General features: G+C 60.3%; 16 protein-coding genes. 4 read left to right on the top strand and 12 right to left on the bottom strand.

Translation table 11 applies throughout. The annotated features are described in order from the left end of the window. Positions 1-20: 20 nt before the first annotated feature. From ACSQ3I_RS13275 to ACSQ3I_RS13230, 10 genes are all read right to left on the bottom strand, one after another. Entirely contained in the window at positions 21-1,385 is a 1,365-nt protein-coding gene (locus ACSQ3I_RS13275) for a pyruvate dehydrogenase complex dihydrolipoamide acetyltransferase (protein WP_435999543.1), read from the bottom strand. 14 nt (positions 1,386-1,399) lie between these two features. Next, on the bottom strand, positions 1,400-2,788 hold the full coding sequence (locus ACSQ3I_RS13270; RefSeq protein WP_435999541.1) for a pyruvate dehydrogenase complex E1 component subunit beta: 1,389 nt from the start codon (positions 2,786-2,788) through the stop codon (positions 1,400-1,402). Between the two features lie 15 nt (positions 2,789-2,803). Beyond that, complete coding sequence (gene pdhA, locus ACSQ3I_RS13265) at positions 2,804-3,850, bottom strand: pyruvate dehydrogenase (acetyl-transferring) E1 component subunit alpha (RefSeq protein ID WP_435999539.1); 1,047 nt, start codon at positions 3,848-3,850, stop codon at positions 2,804-2,806. A gap of 153 nt (positions 3,851-4,003) precedes the next feature. Next, positions 4,004-4,321 (bottom strand): FtsB family cell division protein, encoded by a 318-nt coding sequence (locus ACSQ3I_RS13260; RefSeq protein ID WP_435999537.1) that lies wholly within the window; start codon positions 4,319-4,321, stop codon positions 4,004-4,006. A 146-nt stretch (positions 4,322-4,467) separates the two neighbouring features. Further along, the gene (eno, locus tag ACSQ3I_RS13255; RefSeq protein WP_435999535.1) at positions 4,468-5,742 is read right to left on the bottom strand and encodes a phosphopyruvate hydratase; all 1,275 of its coding nucleotides are present in this window, start codon (positions 5,740-5,742) and stop codon (positions 4,468-4,470) included. Positions 5,743-5,941: 199 nt separating this feature from the next. Continuing rightward, positions 5,942-6,793, bottom strand: coding sequence for a 3-deoxy-8-phosphooctulonate synthase (kdsA, locus tag ACSQ3I_RS13250; RefSeq protein ID WP_435999533.1), 852 nt, complete (start codon positions 6,791-6,793; stop codon positions 5,942-5,944). Beyond that, complete coding sequence (locus ACSQ3I_RS13245; protein ID WP_435999677.1) at positions 6,790-7,686, bottom strand: VOC family protein; 897 nt, start codon at positions 7,684-7,686, stop codon at positions 6,790-6,792. The genes kdsA and ACSQ3I_RS13245 overlap by 4 nt, the downstream gene beginning before the upstream one ends. 258 nt (positions 7,687-7,944) lie before the next feature. Then, entirely contained in the window at positions 7,945-10,104 is a 2,160-nt protein-coding gene (locus ACSQ3I_RS13240; protein ID WP_435999531.1) for a mechanosensitive ion channel domain-containing protein, read from the bottom strand. A gap of 59 nt (positions 10,105-10,163) precedes the next feature. Continuing rightward, entirely contained in the window at positions 10,164-11,108 is a 945-nt protein-coding gene (locus ACSQ3I_RS13235) for a SphA family protein (protein ID WP_435999529.1), read from the bottom strand. A gap of 193 nt (positions 11,109-11,301) precedes the next feature. Beyond that, positions 11,302-12,936, bottom strand: a complete 1,635-nt coding sequence (locus ACSQ3I_RS13230; protein WP_435999527.1) for a hypothetical protein — start codon at positions 12,934-12,936, stop codon at positions 11,302-11,304. 227 nt (positions 12,937-13,163) lie between these two features. On the opposite strand from ACSQ3I_RS13230, the gene ACSQ3I_RS13225 reads away from it, so the two are divergent. Next, complete coding sequence (locus ACSQ3I_RS13225) at positions 13,164-14,600, top strand: transglycosylase SLT domain-containing protein (RefSeq protein ID WP_435999525.1); 1,437 nt, start codon at positions 13,164-13,166, stop codon at positions 14,598-14,600. 154 nt (positions 14,601-14,754) lie between these two features. Here ACSQ3I_RS13225 and ACSQ3I_RS13220 read toward each other — a convergent pair whose 3' ends face one another. Beyond that, complete coding sequence (locus tag ACSQ3I_RS13220) at positions 14,755-15,519, bottom strand: transporter (RefSeq protein WP_435999675.1); 765 nt, start codon at positions 15,517-15,519, stop codon at positions 14,755-14,757. A 320-nt stretch (positions 15,520-15,839) separates the two neighbouring features. On the opposite strand from ACSQ3I_RS13220, the gene ACSQ3I_RS13215 reads away from it, so the two are divergent. From ACSQ3I_RS13215 to lexA, 3 genes are all read left to right on the top strand, one after another. Next, a complete protein-coding gene (locus tag ACSQ3I_RS13215) occupies positions 15,840-16,796 on the top strand; it encodes a formylglycine-generating enzyme family protein (protein WP_435999523.1) in 957 nt (318 codons plus the stop codon). 10 nt (positions 16,797-16,806) lie between these two features. Then, a complete protein-coding gene (locus ACSQ3I_RS13210) occupies positions 16,807-17,946 on the top strand; it encodes a DUF389 domain-containing protein (RefSeq protein WP_435999521.1) in 1,140 nt (379 codons plus the stop codon). Positions 17,947-18,053: 107 nt separating this feature from the next. Beyond that, positions 18,054-18,782, top strand: a complete 729-nt coding sequence (gene lexA, locus ACSQ3I_RS13205; protein ID WP_435999519.1) for a transcriptional repressor LexA — start codon at positions 18,054-18,056, stop codon at positions 18,780-18,782. On the opposite strand, the gene ACSQ3I_RS13200 is transcribed toward lexA, so the two are convergent. Next, on the bottom strand, positions 18,776-21,085 hold the full coding sequence (locus ACSQ3I_RS13200; protein WP_435999517.1) for a ComEC/Rec2 family competence protein: 2,310 nt from the start codon (positions 21,083-21,085) through the stop codon (positions 18,776-18,778). The two genes, lexA and ACSQ3I_RS13200, sit on opposite strands and share 7 nt — an antisense overlap. Positions 21,086-21,416: the final 331 nt, after the last annotated feature.

Raw genomic sequence — 21,416 nt, 5'->3', positions numbered from 1 at the left:
GTCCGCCTCCGCTCAAGCACTCAGACGAGCATGCCCATCGGGTTTTCGATGTAGCCCTTGAACGCCTGCAGCAGTTCCGCGCCGAGCGCGCCATCGACGCAGCGATGGTCTGTCGAGAGGGTCACGCTCATGACGGTGGCAATCGCCAGTGCGCCGTTCTTGACCACGGCCCGCTGTTCGCCGGCACCGACGGCCAGGATGGTCGCATGCGGCGGGTTGATGACAGCCGAGAAATGCTTGACGCCCATCATGCCCATGTTCGACACCGAAGACGTACCGCCCTGATATTCCTCAGGCTTCAGCTTGCGATCCTTGGCTCGCTTGCCGAGGTCGCGCATCTCGTTGGAGATTGCCGACAGCGTCTTCAGGTCCGCCTTGCGGATGATCGGGGTGATCAGACCGCCCGGGATCGACACGGCAACGCCGACATCGGCATGCTTGTGCTTGACCATGGCATTGTCGGTCCAGGAGACGTTGGCATCCGGCACGTCGCGCAGCGCCAGCGCCATGGCCTTGATCACCATGTCGTTGACCGAGAGCTTGTAGGCCGGGGCACTGTCCTTGCGGGGTGCCGCGTCATTCAGCTGGGCACGCAGCGCCAGAAGCTTGTCGAGCTCGCAATCCACGGTAACGTAGAAATGCGGGATCGTCTGCTTCGATTCGACCAGGCGCTTGGCAATGGTCTTGCGCATGCCGTCATGCGGCACGAGGTCGTAAGAACCCTGCTCGAACAGTTTCAGCACGGCGTCGTCGGAGGCAGGCTTGGCGGCAGAGGTGGCTGCGGGTGCCGCGGCCTGTGCCGGTGCAGCGGTCGCCTGTGCTGCAGGTGCAGTTGCGGCCTTGGTGCCGCCGCCGGCAACCGCCTTTTCGATATCGCTCTTGACGACACGGCCATGCGGGCCAGAGCCGGCAACCGCAGACAGGTCGATACCGGCTTCCTTGGCCAAGCGGCGAGCGAGCGGCGAAGAGAACGCCCGCGACCCACCGGTCGAAGCCGATGCCACAGGTGCGGCGGCCGGAGCCGGTGCGGCAGCGGGAGCCGGCTGGGCAGCCGGTTCGCTCTTGGCAACCGCCGGCTCTTCAGCCTTGGCAGCAGCCGGCGCGGACGATGCCGCGCCGCTTGCGGCGGCCTTCACATCCTCGCCGTCGGCGGCGAGGATGGCGATCAGCGAATTGACCTTGACGTTTTCCGTGCCGGCCGGGACGACGAGCTTGGCGACGACGCCCTCGTCGACGGCTTCCACTTCCATGGTCGCCTTGTCGGTCTCGATCTCGGCGATGACATCGCCGGACTTGACCGTGTCACCTTCCTTGACCAGCCACTTGGACAGGTTGCCCTCTTCCATCGTCGGCGAGAGGGCCGGCATCGTGATGTTGATCGGCATCGAAAAACCCTCCCTTATTTGTAGCAGACGGTCTTCACCGCCTCGATGACTTCACCGACATTCGGCAGCGCCAGCTTTTCGAGGTTGGCGGCGTAAGGCATCGGCACATCCTTGCCGGCGATCGTCAGGATCGGCGCATCGAGATAATCGAAGGCCTGCTGCATGACGCGCGTGGCGATTTCGGTGCCGACCGACGACTGCGGATACCCTTCCTCGACGGTAACGAGGCGGCCGGTCTTCTTCACCGATTCGATCACCGTCGGCAGATCCATCGGACGGATGGTGCGCAGGTCGATGATCTCGACGTCGATGCCGAGCTTGGCCAGTTCGTCGGCGGCCTTGATCGCATAGGTCATGCCGATGCCGAAGGAAACGATGGTGGCGTCCTTGCCGGTCCTGTGAATGCGCGCCTTGCCGATCGGCAGCACGAAATCGTCAAGCTTCGGCACTTCGAAGCTGTGACCGTAAAGGATTTCGTTTTCGAGGAAGATAATCGGGTTCGGATCGCGGATGGCGGCCTTGAGCAGACCCTTGGCGTCGGCTGCCGTGTAGGGCATGACGACTTTGAGGCCCGGGATATGGCTGTACCAGGCGGCATAATCCTGGCTGTGCTGGGCGGCAACGCGCGCAGCCGCACCGTTCGGACCACGGAAGACGATCGGCGCGCCCATCTGGCCACCGGACATGTAGAGCGTCTTGGCAGCGGAGTTGATGATCTGGTCGATCGCCTGCATGGCGAAGTTGAAGGTCATGAACTCGACGATCGGACGCAGGCCGGCCATGGCAGCGCCAACGCCGACGCCGGCAAAACCATGCTCGGTGATCGGCGTATCGACGACGCGGCGGGGACCGAATTCCTGCAGCAGGCCTTGGGTGATCTTGTAGGCGCCCTGGTATTCGGCGACTTCTTCACCCATGACGAACACGTCGTCGTTGGCGCGCATTTCTTCGGCCATGGCGTCGCGCAGCGCTTCACGCACCGTCATCGTCACCATTTCAGTGCCGGCCGGGATCGCCGGATCGGCGGGCGTCTCGCTCTTCGGTGCAGCCGGAACCGGAGCAGCCGCCTGCTTGGCGGGCTCTTCAGCCTTCACCGCAGCAGGTGCCGCCTCTTCCGCCTTGGGCGCCGGCTTGGCGGAGCCGATGTCGGCGGCGCTTTCGCCATCCTGCAGAAGCACGGCAATCGCGGTGTTGACCTTGACGGCTTCCGTGCCGGCGGCGATCAAAAGCTTGCCGATCACGCCTTCGTCGACGGCTTCCACTTCCATGGTCGCCTTGTCGGTCTCGATCTCGGCGATCACATCACCGGAAGACACCTTGTCGCCTTCCTTCTTGAGCCACTTGGACAGCGTGCCCTCTTCCATCGTCGGGGAGAGTGCGGGCATCAGAATTTCGATGGGCATGGTCTTCCCTCCCGATCAGATGAGAATGTCGGTGTAGAGCTCGGATACATCCGGCTCCGGATCGGCCTGGGCAAAATCGGCGCTGTCGGCAACGATGTCGCGGACATCCTTGTCGATGGCCTTCAGATCGTCCTCGCTGGCCCAGCCCTTCTCGATCAAACGGGCGCGCACCTGCTCGATCGGATCGTGCTCGGAGCGCATCTTCTGCACTTCGTCCTTCGAGCGATACTTCGCCGGGTCGGACATCGAGTGACCGCGATAGCGGTAGGTCTGCATTTCGAGAATGATCGGACCCTTGCCGGAACGGCAATGCTCGACCGCCTCGTCACCCGCAGCCTTCACGGCGCGAACATCCATGCCGTCGACCTGGAAACCGGGAATGCCGATCGCCGAACCGCGCTGCGAGAAATCGACGCCGGCCGAAGCGCGGGCAACAGAGGTGCCCATGGCGTAGCGGTTGTTCTCGATGATGTAGATGCAGGGCAGCTTCCAGAGGGCCGCCATGTTGAAGCTTTCGTAGACCTGGCCCTGGTTGGCCGCGCCGTCGCCGAAATAGGCGAGCGAGACGTTGTCATTGCCGCGGTATTTGTTGGCGAAGGCCAGACCGGTGCCGAGCGACACCTGCGCACCGACGATGCCGTGGCCGCCGTAAAAATTCTTCTCCTTGGAGAACATATGCATGGAGCCGCCCTTGCCCCGGGAGTAACCACCCCGGCGGCCGGTCAGCTCGGCCATGACGCCACGCGCGGTCATGCCGGTCGCCAGCATGTGGCCGTGGTCGCGATAACCGGTGATGACCTGGTCGCCATCCTTCAGCGCCATCTGCATGCCGACGACGACAGCTTCCTGGCCAATGTAAAGGTGACAGAAGCCGCCGATGAAGCCCATGCCATAGAGCTGGCCGGCTTTTTCCTCGAAACGGCGGATGAGCAGCATCTCACGATAGGCAGCGAGTTCCTGATCGCGGTCGAATTCCGCAATCGTGCCACCCGTGAAATCCTTTTTGGCAGGCTTTGCCGTCGTCTTACGGCCGGATACGGACGCGGTTTTTCTCGGCGCCATTCATCCCTCCCTGATGTTTCGATTATGTTTCAAAAGCGTGCACACACCATAGGCAAGTTTGCACGCCACAGCAATGCTAGAAATGCATGGCTAACATTCTTGGTAAACATCTGAAATTAAATAATTATTTCATATTAACCGATTTTCGGTTAATTAGAATTCCGTGTTGAAAATCACGATTTCGTCGCTGCGCGACACATTCAGCGCGTAACGCGCCTTCTCGTCGAGAATATCCTTCTCGAGAGAACCATCACTCATCAGGGAAACCTGTCGCTCCAGCGACTCACGCGCGGCCGTCAGCTTCTTCAGCTCACCATCGAGTTCGACGCGCTTTTTCTCAAAAGCCTCGGCGGCAATCAGGCCGAAATCGCCGTGGACAGAATGATAGCTGAAGTAGGAAACGAAAGCGACGGCAATCGCAGGCAGAATGAGACGGCCGAGTTTCCGTTTCTTATGATGTTTTGTCCACATTTATGCGAAGCTCTGATACGCAATACACTGAGCAGAAAATTAGCGCAGAGAGATTAACCGTCCGTTGACCGTGTTTGCGCGCCGCAAAAGAAAACCCGCGGCGTTGCCGCCGCGGGTTCGGAAAAAACCATCTGTGATGGCAGCGATCAGCCGCGCAGGATCGACCGGCCGGCGTAGACGGCCTGCGGGCCGAGACCTTCCTCGATGCGGATCAGCTGGTTGTACTTGGCAAGACGGTCGGAGCGCGACAGCGAGCCGGTCTTGATCTGGCCGCAGTTGGTAGCGACCGAAAGATCGGCGATCGTCGAATCCTCGGTCTCGCCGGAGCGGTGCGACATGACGGCGGTGTAGCCGGCCTTGTGGGCGGTTTCGACGGCATCGAGCGTTTCCGACAGCGAACCGATCTGGTTGACCTTGACGAGGATCGAGTTGGCGACACCCATCTTGATGCCGTCGCGCAGGCGCGCCGAGTTGGTGACGAACAGGTCGTCGCCGACGAGCTGGCAGGACTTGCCGATCAGGTCGGTGAGCGTCTTCCAACCTTCCCAGTCGTCTTCGGCCATGCCGTCTTCGATGGAGATGATCGGGTACTTGGCGGCGAGTTCGGCGAGATATTCCGCCATGGCGCCTGATTCGAGCGTGCGGCCTTCGCCTTCCAGCACGTACTTGCCGTCCTTGAAGAATTCCGTCGAGGCGCAATCGAGCGCCAGCATCATGTCGTCGCCCGGCGTGTAGCCGGCTTTCTCGATAGACTTCATGATGAAGTCGAGGGCATCAGGGGCGCTCTTCAGGCCCGGAGCGAAACCGCCTTCGTCGCCGACATTGGTGTTGTGGCCCTGTGCCGACAGTTCCTTCTTGAGAACATGGAAGACTTCCGAACCCATGCGCACGGCATCGGCCAGCGTCTCGGCGCCGACCGGCATGATCATGAATTCCTGGAAATCGATCGGGTTGTCGGCATGCGCGCCGCCATTGATGATGTTCATCATCGGCACCGGCAGGACATGGGCGTTCGGACCGCCGACGTAACGATAGAGCGGCAGGCCCGAGGACTGGGCTGCGGCCTTGGCAATGGCAAGCGAAACGCCGAGGATGGCGTTGGCGCCGAGACGCGACTTGTTCGGCGTGCCGTCCAGCTCGATCATCAGCTTGTCGATCTGGATCTGGTTTTCGGCATCGAGACCGCCGATGGCATCGAAGACTTCGGTGTTGACCGCGTCGACAGCCTTTTCGACACCCTTGCCGTGATAACGCTTGCCGCCGTCACGCAGCTCGACCGCTTCATGCGCACCGGTGGAAGCGCCCGACGGCACGGCCGCACGGCCCATGCTGCCATCTTCGAGATGAACGTCGACTTCGACCGTGGGATTGCCACGGCTGTCGAGGATTTCGCGAGCGACGATATCGGTAATTGCCGTCATGGTTTTTTCCTGCCTAGGGGGTGATAAAATCGTTTGAAATGCTGTCTTAGACGATGTGGCGCAAATTACAATGGCGTGCATGCGTCACCGGATAGCCTGTCGGACCTGCCTATTACACCTTCATGTCAGTCCTTTGACGCGGGGTGCCGGGCGGCCTTTTCCTGTCGAAAACAGCCGCGCCGACAGAGGTCAACCGCCGTCAGGCCGACTTCGACACCGCATCGAAAGCCAGCAGCTTTTCGAGAAGCCGCGGCAGGTCATCGAGCTTGATCATGTTCGGGCCGTCCGAGGGCGCATTGTCGGGATCTTCATGGGTTTCGATGAACACGCCGGCGACACCGACGGCAACGGCCGCCCGTGCCAGCGTCTCGACGAACTCGCGCTGGCCGCCCGACGAGCCGCCCTGGCCGCCCGGCTGCTGAACCGAATGCGTCGCATCGAAGACAACAGGCGCGCCCATCGAGGCCATGATCGGCAACGAGCGCATGTCGGAAACCAGCGTATTGTAGCCGAAGGAAGCGCCGCGCTCGCACAGCAGGATATTGGCATTGCCGCTGGCGTTCAGCTTGTTGAGGACGTTCTTCATGTCCCAAGGCGCCAGGAACTGGCCCTTCTTGACGTTGACGGCCCGGCCGGTCTTCGCGGCGGCGACCAGAAGATCGGTCTGCCGCGACAGGAAGGCCGGGATCTGCAGCACGTCGACCACCGGGGCCACGAGGGCGCAATGTTCCTCCGTGTGAACGTCGGTGATAACAGGAAAGCCGTATTCGCGCTTCAGATCGGCAAAAACCTCCATCGCCTTTTCCAGGCCGATACCACGTTCGGCGGACAGCGAGGTGCGGTTCGCCTTGTCGAATGACGACTTGTAGACGAGGCCGAGGCCGAGCGTTTTGCAGATTTCCGTCAGCCGACCGGCCACCATGAAGGCGTGGTCGCGGCTTTCCATCTGGCATGGACCGGCGATCAGAGACAGCCGCGCGCTGTTGGAGAAGGTAACCTTGCCGTTGCCTTCTCCGACGACGACGCTGGAATTGGTGGTTACTGCAGTCATGATATGTCCTCAAATACGAAAACGGCGCCCTGGCCCGGAGCTGGCGGCACGATAAGCCTGTCATCCCTGACGGTGAACGCGATGGCATTGGCACTCAGCACCCGATGCGCCGCATCGAGGTTCCGGGTGCGGAAAACAATGGCCTGCCCGCGCAAGCCGCGCGAGTGGGTCGAGGTTCGCAAGCCAAGGCGCTCCTCGGTAGCCTTCGGGTCGAGAACTGTAAGACGCACATTGGCCGCATCGACGGATACGGCACTTTCGCTCGCGACAGCCGTTTCACCGGAAACGATGTAATGCAGAAAACTGGAAAAATCTGCCGGTCCCGGCTCGGAAAATACCAGTTCAGAAAGTCCGCACACACCGTTCGGATGCGCTTCCAGCGCGGACCGGTCGGCAGGGAGCGGGTTCTTGCGCTCACAGGTGAAAAAGGTGAAATCGGGCGAACGCAGGTCGGCTGCAAAGGCCAGGAGGAACGACGCAACCAGGCTCGTTCCGTCCGGCATCGTCACCGGCCGCGAAAACGTTAGCAACGGTCCACCGGACAATCCGGCTTCGCGATAGAATTGGTCGTCACGCTGCGCATCGCTGCTTGCAAGCGCGATGCCGGAAAATCCCTCCTGACCCCGGCGAAAGCGAAATGCCTGGTCGCGTGCGACGAAAACATTGCCTGCCTTCGCCGCAGCAACGCACTCATCGACATCTGCAACGGCGAGCGGTTCGAGATAGGTCGAATCGGCCAGGTAGACGCAGGCATTCTCCGTTCCGAAAGGATGACGGGCGTCGGTTGCGACAGTAAAACCAAGTTGCGTCAGGCGATTTCTGGCAAGACCGAGGCTCGCCGTGGGCAATACGAGATGATCCACCGCCCGCAGGCTGGACGCCGAAGCTGACATCAAGACGCTCCTCCGTTGAATGCGTGGTTGCTGCTTTGCTCTTTTTGGCCCCGGATTGCAAGCGCCGCCGAGGACCTTCGCCATCGCCGATAGTCACCTTCCTACCATTCACCAGACGGTGGAATTGCCAACGGCGTAGCTAGGCGGACGCACATTTAGCCGGAAATGCGCGGGATTTTCGGGAGGTCTACAGCGAATGCAGAGGCAGATGAGCCACTCCTCGCACATGAAAAACGCGGTGAGTGGCATTTTCGATGCCTACTCCCCGCCGCCCGTCGCCATGATTTCCGCTTGTTTGCGCTGTTCACGCAAGCGTGTCGCCTGAGCAACCGCAGCATCGGCTGCATCGCCATGCTCGGAATTGGAAACCTGCACCGTCGGCACGGCGAAATGAATGCCATTTTCCCGAAACGCCGACCGGATCATCGTCATTGCCTGGCGCCGGATCATGAACTGCTCTCCCGGCTTTGTCGTGAAGCCGACACGCACCTCGATGGCATATTCTCCGAAATCGACAACGCCCTTCATCTTCAAGGGGCTGATGATATTGTCCTTGTACTCTGGGATCTCCGCAAGCTCCTGCCCGACCTTTTTGATAACCTTGCGGAGTTGCTCCAGGTCGGTGTCGTAACCGACACGCAGGTTGAATTTGGTGACGGCCCAATCGCGGCTCATGTTCTGCACTGCGCCCAGTTCACCGAATGGCACGGTGGTCAACGGACCGCGGTGATGGCGCAGTTTCACAGACCTCAGACTGAACGACTCCACCTCACCCTTGAACTTCCCGCTTTCGATATATTCGCCGATGCGGAAGGCATCATCCCAGAGATAGAACACGCCACTGATGACATCTTTCACGACGGTCTGGGCACCGAAACCGACGGCGACACCAACGACACCTGCGCCGGCAAGCAGTGGAGCAATCTCTATTCCTAGCCCCGCCAGGACCATCAGTATCGCAACGATGCCGATGGCGGCTGCCAGCACATTGCGCAAAATCGGCAGCAAGGTTCTCAAACGGGACGCTCGGCTCTTCTCGTCGTCGCTCAGGACGGTTTCCGGCGAGCCTGCCTGCATCCGCGCCTCTATCTGTGCCTTGGCGAACGCCCAAAGGAGATCCGCCACAATTGCGACGACCACGCCTTGAAGAACGCCCCGGCCGACACGATCGAGAACGGTCTGCCCGGATGCCATATTCGTCGCTTCCAGGCCGAGAATATGCGCCAGCCACCAAACTGACAGGGCGACGATTATCGCACGCAGCCCGCGATCGACCAAAACCACCCGGGCCATCGGGGCACGCCGTTCCGGGACCGAATCGTTCAAGAGCGCCCGGACAACCCTCGAAGACAAGGGAAGCAAGAATGGCAGCACGATCGCCATTAGTCCGATCCAGAGCAGTGCATGCAGGCCTGCAAGCCAGAAAAAGAGCAGCGCCGCCAGGACGGCGCTCCATATTCCTGAAGTCCAGGTCTCGTCCCACACGCCGACTTTCCGCGGTTGCGGCCTGGACCACAACGCCCACAAGGCGATTGCGAACAATCCGAATGCCAGCACATAGACCAGCAGGAGCATGGAGCCACCCACAACGCCGAAAAGCTCAGCCAACGCGATGAGGCTCCAGCCGATCAGGAAATAGCTGACCAGACCGACAATGCTGACATACCAATGGCGGCGTATCGCATGCGAAGCCGGTACGCGTTCGTCCGCCTCGGATGTTTCGCTCGTCGGTTCCTCGGCGACAGGCTCTGCATCCAGCGCACCTACGCAGACTCGTCCGACAAAAATCACCAGCTTTATCCCAACAAGCGCAAGCGCGATCACGACAGCGGCATGTTTGAGAAGGTCGGTCCAGCCGAAAAGCACCAGGGGCAAGATAGCACCGATGATGAAGCCTGCGAGGCCTGCGGCCGATGGCAGCCCTGCGGGGTCGCGTCGTTGCGGTGCCGAAGCACCCAAGGCAAGCCTGCGACGCGAGAGCATCCGATCTCCGATGAAGGCAAACAACGGCAGGCAAAGAAGCTGCAATATTGTCCGTAGCGGCCCATTGGCGGACAATTCGTCCCGCAGACGCGTTGCTGCGGTTTCGATGCTTGCGCGAATGTTCATCGCGCCGTCGGCAACCAGCCCGACACGGCTGCGGATCTCGGCCAGGCGAGAGGCGAAAAAGCCGGCGATGCCAGCCTCGGCCTTCGCCTCGGGATCTGGCGCAGCGGCAACCGTCGTTTGACTTTTGAGCCATTGCTGGACGTCCGGCTTGTCGAGCAGGATCAGGAATTCCCGCACGTTCGCTGGCTGAGCAGTCGACGCATCCTTTTCCTGCTGGGCATGGCTGGATGCTGACCAGACAAACAGGCACATGACGTAGACCATTGCCCGCATCAGCCAAGGTCGGCCGTTCACCATCACTCGATCCATCCCACTTGCCCCTCTCATTTATAGAAGGACATCCTGACGCCTCAAGGTTACAAAACCCTCTACTTGGTGATGGACAGTGGCATTGAAACCGTCAGAAAGACCGCATCACCTTCGGCGCGGTTTCGGACAGCAAACTCGTGGAAATACTTGATCCTGGCCGAGACAGGTGTTTCTCCGACCTTGAAATTCCAACCGATTGTGGCGCCGATCGATGCTGCCCGCCCTTTGAATGGTCCACTCGCGCCATCGCCGGAGTCACCGCTGAGCTGATCGTAATAATAACCGACCAAGCCGGCATCGAACTGGGGGCTGAAATGCTTGACGGCGGCCCATTCGAAATGGAACTCGTTGCCGCTGCGATAGTCCGTCACCGGGTTTTCCGCGTTGAAGGTCATCCCCACGACGCCGGAGAGATCTAGGCCTGAATCAGGATCGAGCCAGGTCGCCGCTGCGAAAACGTCGGCTCCCCAGTGATGGAAGGCTATGTTGGAAATCTCGCCCTCCTGATAGTCGCCGATCGGAACGTTGACCATCGTGCCGACCTGCCAATGAAAATCGCCGTTCTGCCATCCCAGGAAACCGCCGAGGACCGGATCCCCCACGGTGAAAACCGCGTCGCTGACCGAGGCGCTTGCCGTACCTCCGAGAGGACCGGCGAGTGTCAGGTCGGCATTGGTCTTCTTCCAGCCGATCGGCAGCGATGCCGTCAGCCCCAGATGCCCGCCGGCAATTTCTTCGGGCAGGACCCAGATGAGCGTCGGTAGCTCAATGACTGCATCGCCCTGCACGCCAACGGCCAGCCGCCCGCCAGTGGGGAGTTCTTTTCCGGCTCCCACGTCACCGCTGAAGAAATAGAGATCATTCTGGAAGTATACGCCGGGAGGTGGCATGACGGCAGCGGACGGACCTTTCGAACCCAGCAGGTAAAAGCCGATGCCGCCCTCGGCACCATAAGCCACGGCTGGCGCCAAGGCCGCTGCCACCACTGTTGCACCATGTAACATCCGATTTCGCCGCATTGTCTCCACCTTTCCTGCTGCCTGCACATCCTTGATCGAAGGTCTGTTTCAACAAGTACGCAACGGTAACATTTACGGGCCGCCCCTCAGGGGGCCTTGCGGACGAAACCCGCACCCCTTCTCCTCTGCCGCCCGGCGACCTCCATGCCGGTGCAATCAACCGCGGCGGCAGTCGCTGTCATAAATCCGGCTCCCGATCCGTTGTGGCGGCAGCAGAGTAGTTGGCGGAGGCCAGGGCCAAGCCTGTTTTCAGCGAAAAGGCAAACTGCGAACGGAAAAGCTGCGCACGGATCAACTCCTCGCTTTCACGCGAGAGATCGGGATAGCGCGTCCGCAGCTCGATGAGTTCCATGGAGGTGTCGGCGCTCGGTCCGAGCCGGCCGAGCGCTGCAGCCCTCACCACCCGTGCGAGACTGTCTCGGGGCGAGATTTCGTTGGCAATGCGCGCAGCCAAAGCCCAATCCTTGTTTCGGAAGGCGTCGAGCGCCTTCACCAGAAGGGCTTCCGTCGGCACGATGTCCTTGAAGCTCAGGGCTAAATTCGCCATTCTGGTCGCTTCATCCCACTCGCCACGAGAGAACAGGTAGAAGGCAAGTGTCGCTGCCGTGTCTGCGCTGTTTGGATTATCGGCAAGCGCAAGCCGCGCTGATCCGATCGCCGCGTCCAAACGCCCGTTGGCGAAATGACTCTTGGCCAGCGCCAGTTGCGCGACGTCGGACCTCGGATCGTACACCACCGCCTGCTCCGCAAGCGTTGCAGCCAGCTGCCGGGCCTCCTTGTTCCCCTTGGTCGCAACGACCTTGGAAAGAAACGCGGTGGCAGTCGCATTCCTCGGATCGGCCAGGACAGTTCGCTGAAGGCAATCAAATGCGGCTTCAATCTCGGGCTCGTTCTGCGTCCGGACCGCCTTGTAGGCGCGAAGGATACACGCATTCCCCCGCGACGCCATTGGTGCCCGCTCCATCTCCGCCTTGCTGATCGCGCTATCCCGATCGGCAATTCGTATGGCGAGCAATGTGGCGAGCTGCTGGTCCGCGGCCTCGTGAGGCATGTTCTCGGCGCTGACCTCCTCAACACCCCCATCAAGCAGACTTTTGTCGTGATTATCGACAATGAGCCACTGCGCTCGACGCAGATGCGGCGTTTCGACAAACCGGATATCGATGGTATAATCGGCAGGCCGATGACGATCGGCGCCGGCATAACCGACTCTCAGTGTATCGAACCGAACGAGGGCCACCTGCAGATTGTCACGCAACGCACTGGAATGGAGATCCAAGCTTTCCCCGACGGGGGTGACGGTTACCGTGACGGTGGGCTGGGTAGATCCAACCCATCCTTCCGTCAGATACCAGACAGCCGCAACCGCGACAGCCAGAAAACAGAAACATGAGGCAGCCGCAGCGAAATCCCGCCAGCCCGCGGGTCGATGCCCACCGGATGCCACTGCTTCGTCATCGCAATCGCCATCACCGAAGTCGGCTTCATTGCCTCGACCGCCCGGATCGCAATCGGATTTCTGCTGCGCGGCACTCACGAAACGGACGACATATCGGCCTCTCGGTATTGTCAGCCACACCGGGCTCTCATGACCGAATGCACAGTAGTAAGCCTCCAGCGCCGATCGCAATCGACTGAGTTCAATCCGCACAATGGGATCGAGTGAAGGCTCGAAGTCGGAGCTGCGACCAAGAACATCGATTGCGATCGAGTAGGCTTTTGCACCATCGCTCTCTCCGGAAAAATGCAGATCCGAGAGGTACTTCAGGATTGCGCGGTTGCGATCCGTTACACGGAAGCGGTGATCACTCATCAGGCGATCAAACTCCCCCCTCGAACCTCGCGATAGCGAGTTCTCCAAGTCCTCGTCATCCGCGCTCACCGGCTGGCCCTCCATCGAGATGGGTCAATAGAGCGGCTCTGCCGCCAGCGGAGAAGTACGTAACAGTAAAACAGCATTTACCGTTACGTACTGGCCCAATCCCGAGCATGCGCAATGATCCGATACACGCTTTCGGGAGGCAATCCATGCGTCTATGTGTGTTCGTCGTCATTTGGGCATCTGTTGTCTTTGGCACCTTGGACCGGTGGCCGGTCCAAGCTCAAACCCTGCCGCGGGACCTGTTGGGTCAGTATATCGGCGACTTCGAGGCCCTGGAGAAGCGACGCCTGATCCGTGTGCTGGTACCGTTCAGTAAGACTATTTATTTCGTCGACAAGGGCGCGCAGTACGGAACGGCGGTAGACTTCGGGCGCGAACTTGAGAAGCGCCTGAACAAGGACCGGAAAAAGGAGATCCGGCGCATGCGCGTCGCCTTTGTTCCCACACGACGCGAGGAGCTTGTCCGTGCGCTGCTGGAAGGGCGTGGCGACATCATCATGGCCAATCTGACGATCACACCCAATCGCCAGGAACTCGTCGACTTTACATTGCCTGTTTACGGCGATGCGGAGGAAGTTCTGGTGGTCGGAGCGGAAAGCCGTGCGATCGCCAGTCTGGACGACCTTGCGGAAGAAGGTATCCCTCTCCGCAAGTCCAGCAGCTATTACGAACACCTGACGGCAATCAACGTGCAGCGGCAGGCAAGCGGCCTGCCGGCAATCGCCATCACGGCCATGGACGAGGATCTCGAAGACGAGGATCTGCTGGAAATGGTCAATGCAGGGCTTCTCAACTGGACGGTCGTCGATCGCCATACGGCAGACCTCTGGACGGGGATATTTCCCCACATCTCCGTACATCCGACAATCAAGATCGCTTCGGATGGCAAGATCGCCTGGGCCATCCGAAAGGACAGCCCTCACCTCAAGGCCGTGCTGGACGAGTTCGTCAAGAACCATCGTATCGGCACGACGTTCGGGAACATTCTCAAGCGAAAATTCTACCAGAGCGACAGCATGGTCAAGCGCGCCTACGCTCCGAAAGACGTCGAGCAATTCCAGCTCCTTGTCACGGCGTTTCATCGATACGGCGAGAAATACTCCTTCGATTATCTGATGCTCGCGGCCCAGGGATATCAGGAATCCCAGCTCGATCAGAGCCGGCGCAGTTCCCGCGGCGCAGTCGGTATCATGCAACTCCTGCCGTCCACCGCAGCCGACAAGGCGGTGGGCATCAAGGGGGTCGATACCAGCGCCGAACGAAACATCGAGGCCGGCGCCAAATACATGCGCCATCTGCTGGACACCTACATAGACGACGAAGCTTTGCCGCTGCGGGAAAGGTTGCTTTTTGCCCTGGCGGCCTACAATGCCGGGCCTGGCAACCTGCGTAAATTCAGGCGCAGGGCGGAAGCGATGAACCTCGATCCCAACGTCTGGTTCGGCAATGTGGAGCATGCTTCGGCAGCGGTCGTCGGACGTGAAACCGTCCGTTATGTCGGCAATATCTACAAATATTACGTCGCTTACACACGGCTCGCCGAACACAGCATGACCAGCCCGGCTCTTCCTTCAGCGGACGGCGGGGTTGAATGAATGACGATCCGAGGACAACGCGAAGCCCATGTCCGCATTTCCCTGAAACGCGGACATGGGCGATCCATTTGCTTCTACGCAATTATGGATGCAAAAGCGCTCCGCATATTTGCCGGAATTGCTCTGGGAAAGCCGCTGTTCCAAACCGGATCGCTTATTTCGGGAACAGCATGGTGACCGCCACGCGAAAACCCCAGCCTTCGGGGCCGTTGTCCGGGCTGACAGCCCAGTAGCGAGCGCCTGCCGTGAAATTGACCGGCTGCTGGCCGAACTGGACAAGCTTCGAAACCTGAAAATTGACGGGAACCGACCAATCATCGGTCTTCCAGTTGTAGCTGCTTTCCGTGTTGAGCGCGAAGGTCCAGGCGTCCGGGGTCGTGTAGGAAACAAAGGGCTGGAGATAGGAGGAGCTGACATCGGGCCGGCTTCCATCGCCGGCAACCGACCAGATGTGGTTTGCCAATGCCCCCACGGTCCACGATCCCTGTTGCTTGAGAGCCACGGCCGTTGGACCCAGTCCGAACTTGCCGGCTCCAAGCATGTCGTCCGTGGCGGTCGGCAGCAGGAAAACCGGGCCGACGCCCCAGATGATGCCGTTTTCGGTCGGCTCCTTCGGCGAGAAGAAGAAGCTCTGCGTGATGTCTCCCAGCCCGGACTGTTCGCCGGACGGCCCGGCGATGTCGTCCTGCCAGATGATAGGCACGATCGTCCGCGAAATGAGGTTCCAGTCTTCGTTGATGGTAATGGGAATGACGGGCTGGATGTTCAGCGTGATCCGATCTCCGTCGGTTGGCCCATATCCGCCATCGTAGTTGAACTGGAACGGCACGCTGATCAGCGAAGCGACGGGATTGCTGAGCTTCTTGGCCAAATCGTTTTCAGCGTCCTGCGCCAATACCGCCCTCGTGACCGCCAGCATTGCGATAGCGGCCAGCCCGCCAGCTTTCAGACCCACCATCCGCGTTCTCCTCATTGCTTGCGTTGAAACAAAGTGATCGGAGGATGCGGATGTCTCGCTCTGTCAGGAAGTACGTTACAGTTAAAGTGCAGGCGATTACGTCCTTGTTGCGCGTCGTCTGCGACCCGAAAACTGAATGTCAACCTGCTGAAAACGCGGGATTTCGGGGCGAAATGGGCTTTTCGCGGACAACATGCCGAAACGCCCCGACGTTTACCGTTGCGTACTTCCTCCAGTGCTCCGGTCCGGACAAGCTTCCTCGAAGGCAATCGGAGGCAGGCATGACGCTCGCAGCAGAGATGGCAGGAAACATTACCCGCAGCGGCGAACTGATCTGGATACCGGGTCGGACCTTTGTCATGGGATCAGATCACCACTATCCGGAGGAAGCCCCCGCACACCCGGTTACGGTCGATGGCTTCTGGATGATGGAGGCGCCGGTCACCAACCGGCAATTCATGGCGTTCGTCGAAGCGACGGGGCACGTCACCGTTGCCGAGAAAGTTCCGGACGCAAAGAACTACCCCGGAGCTTTGCCGGAAATGCTGCGAGCCGGTTCACTTGTCTTCACGCCGCCGAAAACGATCAAAGGTCGGGATTTCTGGCAATGGTGGAGCTTCACCTTCCGGGCGAACTGGCGGCGCCCCCTCGGCGGCCAAAGCAACCTCCGCGGCAAACTCGACCATCCTGTCGTTCACGTTGCTTATACGGACGCCCAGGCCTATGCGCGGTGGGCAGGGTATGATCTGCCCACGGAAGCCGAGTTCGAGCTGGCTGCGCGCGGCGGATCGGACGATACCGAATTCGCCTGGGGAGATGAGCTGATACCGGGTGGCGTTCTCATGGCCAATACCTGGCAAGGAATGTTTCCGACCCACAGCACCAAACCGAAAGGCACGGAACGCACATCGGCGGTCAAGTCCTTCCCGGCCAACCCCTATGGTCTCTATGATATGATCGGAAATGTCTGGGAATGGACGACCGACTATTGGTCTGCCCGCCATCCCGAACCGGCCAAGTCTCCATGTTGCGTCCCGGTCAATCCACGGGGAGCAGGCGTCGAAACCAGTTTCGATCCCCAGCAACCGGCCATTCGTATTCCGCAACGCGTACTGAAGGGGGGATCACATCTGTGCGCCCCGAACTATTGCCAGCGCTACCGGCCGGCCGCACGCCATGCTGAAACGGAGGATACATCGACAAGTCATGTCGGTTTCCGTTGCGTGAAGCGGATGTAGAAACGGCCGTTTGCTCGATACGAGCCTGTCGAAACCGAATGTCTGTGACCCTTACAAACCATCCCGAGAACGATCTGCCATGGCCAACCAAATGTACGGAAGCGTCAGAGATATCCTTCGCTTTGAGGGAAGTGACACGCCTGCCTATTGGCGGCGTTTCTCCATCCTCCTGACACTTGCGGTCGTCATCGCGACGATGGGGCTCCTGCGCAATTCCGGCGCCGTGATCATCGCAGCCATGCTGGTGGCCCCGCTGATGACCCCGATCCTCGGAATAGCATCCTCGATCGTGATGGGATGGGTCGGACGCGCCAGCAAACTGCTTTTGACCGTCTGGCTGGCAGCAGGCTTGAGCGTGCTCCTTGCCTGGCTGCTCGTCTGGCTGACCGATGTGCCGAGGGGAATAGTAATTCCCAGCGAGGTCATCAGCCGAACAGACCCCGGGGCCGAGGATCTCGTCATCGCGCTTGCCGCGGGTATCGCCGGCGCTTACGTCCAGATCCGCAAATCCGAGGCGAGCCTTATACCGGGTGCGGCTATCGGAGTCTCGCTTGTTCCGCCCTTGGCCGCGGCAGGCATATTGCTCTATTTCGGCCAGCTCTCGCGCTGCTACGAGGCGCTGCTGCTTTTCGCCACGAATTTCGGTGCGATCATTCTGTCCGCCTGTATCGTCTATCTGGTCCTCGGTCCGCGTGATCTGCTGTTCAGGGCAGGCACGCGACGCATCAAATTTACGCTGGGTTTTGTCACGATCGCAGCCTTCCTCGCCATCGTCTTCTCGCAACTCTTCACTGCGACCTATTTCCGCTTCATGGAAGCCGGCGTCCAGGCGAAGCTTTCGCGCAGGATCGTCGAGTGGGCGACACCCACCCCCATCGAAATTCTGCGCATCGACATAGACGCGCATAAAAAGGTCGCGGAAGTCTGGGTCGTGGTCGATCTTCCTTCCGACGCACAATACAAGGTCGCCTCCATTTCGGACCTGCTTCCGCCGGCGCTGAAAGAGGTGCCGTTTCGAGATGCCGCGCGCGACGTACTCGGCCCCGAATACAAGGTGATCGTCCGCTACCAGACACGTCTGGCGTGGCTGGTGAACCTTGATAACGAGACGATCGAGCCGGCACCATCTACCCTGCCCGAGGGGGACTGACAGGCTCCGCCTCCCTTATTATCCATCAAAATTGGGGACTTGCAGAACACATGCCGAACAGATAGTGTCTGTTCTGGATTTGTTTCGCGATTCTGGGGATGGAAACGATGCTGACACGCAAGCAACAGGAACTTCTGCTTTTCATCCATGAGCGCATGAAGGAATCGGGTGTGCCGCCCTCTTTCGACGAGATGAAGGATGCCCTTGAACTGGCATCGAAATCAGGCATCCACCGCCTGATCACCGCCCTGGAAGAGCGCGGCTTCATCCGCCGCCTGCCCAACCGGGCGCGGGCGCTTGAGGTCATCAAATTGCCGGAGGCCTATTCCCCTGCCCCGCAGCCGCGGCGCGGCTTTTCGCCAAGCGTCATCGAAGGCAGTCTCGGCAAGCCGCAGCCTGTCGCCGCAGTCCCCTCCAAGCCTGTCAAATCGGCGGCAGACAGCAATCCTCATTCCGTTTCCGTGCCGGTGATGGGACGCATCGCCGCCGGCGTGCCGATTTCCGCGATCCAGAACAACACGCACGAAATCGTCGTTCCGGCGGAAATGATCAGTTCCGGCCAGCATTATGCCCTTGAGGTCAAGGGCGACTCGATGATCGAGGCCGGCATTCTCGACGGCGACACCGTCATCATCCGCAACGTCAACAGCGCGACGCCCGGCGATATCGTCGTGGCCCTGGTGGATGACGAAGAGGCGACGCTAAAGCGTTTTCGCCGCAAGGGCGCCTCCATTGCGCTCGAAGCGGCCAACCCGGCTTATGAAACCCGTATCTTCTCGTCCGATCGCGTCAAGGTACAGGGAAAGCTGGTCGGTCTCATCCGCCGCTATCACTGAACGATCAATGCGGCAATCGAGGCAGGCAAAGCCGCATTGAATTCACCGCTGCGCCAATCGTAACTGCGGTGACGCATCCAGGGGCGTTCGGCGTTCTCAAAGGCCGGGGCCAGGCGGGGTTGCTCGGCGGGGTTCTCAGGCAGGCTGATTTCCAGTGCGCCGGTGCGTCTCAACGTGGTCGACGTGATCAGCAATGCCCCGGAGCGGCAGGCTTCGAAACGGAGCCGTGCCGAGACGATGACAAGCGTTGCCGCATCACATGCGGCGCCGGCATATGCAGGATCATCGACCAGGGCAATCCTGCGTTCGCCGAGACGCAGGACACACCACAGTTTTGCTGCACAGGCAAAACGTCCCTCCTCGCTTTCCGCCAGCGCCTTGTGCATGGCGGTTCGTGCCTGCTTCACTTCCTCGGCTGTCAGGCGTTTTCTCTTTCCATCCTTCTCCATCGGTTTTGCGGTGTTTTCGAGCTGCTGCGGATCCCTTGGCTCGCCGATCGCGAGAGCGCGTTGCCATTGCGCAAAGATAAAATCGGGTGGGCGATCGCGATTGACGCTCCACGTCCCGTCAAGACGGGCGGAGGCAAGGCGTCCATCCTCTGCGACGATGAGATCGGCCGTACCGCGGCCATCGGCCATGAAAGCTGCAAGCGCGCCCGCCAGGATCAGGAGGCCGCCGAGATGGCGAAGCCGCGTCTGCAGCAACGTCATGACCAGAAAGCCGGCGACCGACAAGGGAAAGAATACGGGATGCAGGCGGCCGAACGCCACTTCGCCACCCCAGCCCGAAACCATCCGGGCTATTGCGATCACCAATTCCAGCCCTGCTCCCATGATCTGCAGGGGAAAGGCATCGAGGCCGAAGGGCATCAGCAACATGCCGATCAGGCCGGCCGGCATGACAACGAAGGAAATGATCGGCATGGCCGCAAGATTGGCGACCAGCCCATAGGTTGCGAGCTTGTGAAAATGCTCGATGGAAAAGATCGCCGTCGCCAGGCCACCGATCAGCGAGGTAAAGAAAACTCCGCCGAAAAAGCGAAACACCCATACCGCCGCTCGTAGGCCGGGGATTGCGGAGGCATGTTCGGTCGCCGGCCGCTCCTTCCACAAAGCATACCCCGCCACCAGAGCCAGCGTTGCTGCAAAAGACATCTGGAAACTTGCGCCCATCACTTCCGAGGGCGACATGGCGATAATGACGATGGCCGACAGCGCGACATTGCGCAGGCTGATCGAAGGGCGATCGAAGAACACCGCAATCAGCATGATCGCCATCATCAGGAAGGCCCGCTCGGCCGAAACGGCAAAACCGGAAATGAGGTAATAGGCGAACGCCGTTACCAACGCACCGAATGCGGCAATCTTCTTCACCGGATACGCCTGGGCGAACCCGGTGAAAACGCTGAGCCCGGCCCGAACACCGACAAAAAAGATACCGGCAGCAAGCGCCATGTTCAGCCCCGAAATGGCAATGATATGCGCCAGACCCGACAGCCGCAGCGCCTCGGTCGTTTCCTTCGATATTGCCCGTCGCTCGTCGGTGACGATGGCGGCAGCGAAAGCGCCTGCGTCTCCGGGAACGACGCTGCGGATCCGGTCGCCGATTGCGCTTCTGGCAGCGTAAAGCGTCAGTTCCAGGCGTTGCAGGACGCTGCCATTGCCGCCTTCGGCAACCGCTTCGGCCTCAGGCGCGCCATAAAAATAGCCGACGGCGCCGATGCCGTCGTAATAGGCGGCAAAGGCAAAATCGTTGAGACCGGGAAGTGCCGGTCCCGATGGCGGCGAGATGCGCGCCCGGCCGCGGATGCCGGCGCCGATTGCGATCGGCTCATGCCCGCTGCGGGCAAGCAGCGACACCCGATCCGGCGGGCGCTTGAGCGTCGGCTCCACTGTTGCCGTCAGCCGCACGATGTAGCGCCAGTGCCCCTCGCCGCTCGCCTCGCGCCGCTCGACGACGCCGCTGATCATGGTCGTCACCGGACTATCGAGCACGATCGTCGCACGCCGCCACGTCTCCCATTGCGCCAGCAGCATGCCGGCAAGCAGCAAGGCGATCGCGGCTGTGCCGTAATGCGCCATGCCTTGGGAAAAACGCCAACGCCAGGCCAAGCCGGCAAAAATGGCAAAACCGGTGCCGATCGCCTGAACCGGTGGATCGACGGGCAGCACGAACCAGATGACGGCCCCCACTCCCAGGCAGACGGCAGCAAGGAGGAATGCCCGGCCATGCCGCTCTTCCTCCTCCAGCATGGCGTAGCATCGGCTGCGCCAGCGCGACATGACGAAAAAAGAGGCAGGCAAGGTCCGGCGCGGCTTTGACGGTAGACGTTCCTTCCGATTTTCCCGGAAAACCGCCGGAAAATCAGCGGATTCCACCACCGGCCCACGAAGCCGCTCCTGCCTTAGAGAATCACCGTCTTCATATTCGGCGCGTGGCATTGAACTGCCAGAACTGGTGTTTCGGTGGCGGGCATCATGCAACCGAAGATAGGTTTTTGCAACCCAGATAATAAGCTTAACGTATTAATTTATCGCGTTGCGAGCAGACCGCGCCAGCGCCTTCGGCGGGCTGAAAAAAAGTCGATGCTGCAACGCCCAAAAGTTGATCATGCGGCGCACAAATTGCCTATCG

This window comes from Rhizobium sp. LjRoot30, assembly GCF_964253915.1.
Taxonomy (GTDB): Bacteria; Pseudomonadota; Alphaproteobacteria; order Rhizobiales; family Rhizobiaceae; genus Metarhizobium.
The sequence above is the reverse complement of the archived record's forward strand: the minus strand, read 5'-3'. Positions and strand labels throughout refer to the sequence as shown.

Bases quoted from the DNA above. Each gene is read 5' to 3' on its own strand.
- ACSQ3I_RS13275 (WP_435999543.1), bottom strand. From the start codon at position 1,385: ATGCCGATCAACATCACGATGCCGGCCCTCTCGCCGACGATGGAAGAG.
- ACSQ3I_RS13270 (WP_435999541.1), bottom strand. From the start codon at position 2,788: ATGCCCATCGAAATTCTGATGCCCGCACTCTCCCCGACGATGGAAGAG.
- pdhA (WP_435999539.1), bottom strand. From the start codon at position 3,850: ATGGCGCCGAGAAAAACCGCGTCCGTATCCGGCCGTAAGACGACGGCA.
- ACSQ3I_RS13260 (WP_435999537.1), bottom strand. From the start codon at position 4,321: ATGTGGACAAAACATCATAAGAAACGGAAACTCGGCCGTCTCATTCTG.
- eno (WP_435999535.1), bottom strand. From the start codon at position 5,742: ATGACGGCAATTACCGATATCGTCGCTCGCGAAATCCTCGACAGCCGT.
- kdsA (WP_435999533.1), bottom strand. From the start codon at position 6,793: ATGACTGCAGTAACCACCAATTCCAGCGTCGTCGTCGGAGAAGGCAAC.
- ACSQ3I_RS13245 (WP_435999677.1), bottom strand. From the start codon at position 7,686: ATGTCAGCTTCGGCGTCCAGCCTGCGGGCGGTGGATCATCTCGTATTG.
- ACSQ3I_RS13240 (WP_435999531.1), bottom strand. From the start codon at position 10,104: ATGGATCGAGTGATGGTGAACGGCCGACCTTGGCTGATGCGGGCAATG.
- ACSQ3I_RS13235 (WP_435999529.1), bottom strand. From the start codon at position 11,108: ATGTTACATGGTGCAACAGTGGTGGCAGCGGCCTTGGCGCCAGCCGTG.
- ACSQ3I_RS13230 (WP_435999527.1), bottom strand. From the start codon at position 12,936: ATGAGTGATCACCGCTTCCGTGTAACGGATCGCAACCGCGCAATCCTG.
- ACSQ3I_RS13220 (WP_435999675.1), bottom strand. From the start codon at position 15,519: ATGCTGGCGGTCACGAGGGCGGTATTGGCGCAGGACGCTGAAAACGAT.
- ACSQ3I_RS13215 (WP_435999523.1), top strand. From the start codon at position 15,840: ATGACGCTCGCAGCAGAGATGGCAGGAAACATTACCCGCAGCGGCGAA.
- lexA (WP_435999519.1), top strand. From the start codon at position 18,054: ATGCTGACACGCAAGCAACAGGAACTTCTGCTTTTCATCCATGAGCGC.